A 244-nucleotide genomic window follows, 5' to 3' on the forward strand; every position below is an offset into this window, starting at 1 on the left:
GATCGGGCCGCGTGCTCACCTTAAGCGTCGCCCTGACCTCGCTGGTTTATAGCTTGCTGTGCTTGTTCCAAGGGGCGCCGACCACCTTGCAACTGGTGGATAACTTTGGCGTCACCTTGATGATTGATGACCTCAGCGGGTTCTTCATTTTGACGAATGCGCTGGTGACGGCAGCGGTGGTGCTGTACTGCTGGCAGCTGAATAAGTCCAAATTCTTCTACACCCAGACGGTGATTTTGCATGG

General features: G+C 54.5%; 1 pseudogene. It reads left to right on the forward strand.

The features are described from left to right. Positions 1-244 (forward strand): annotated as a pseudogene (locus tag JUK32_RS27265) (cation:proton antiporter); the annotation flags it as partial.

Origin of the sequence: Halomicronema sp. CCY15110, from assembly GCF_016888165.1 — a bacterium.
Taxonomy (GTDB): Bacteria; Cyanobacteriota; Cyanobacteriia; order Phormidesmidales; family Phormidesmidaceae; genus Halomicronema.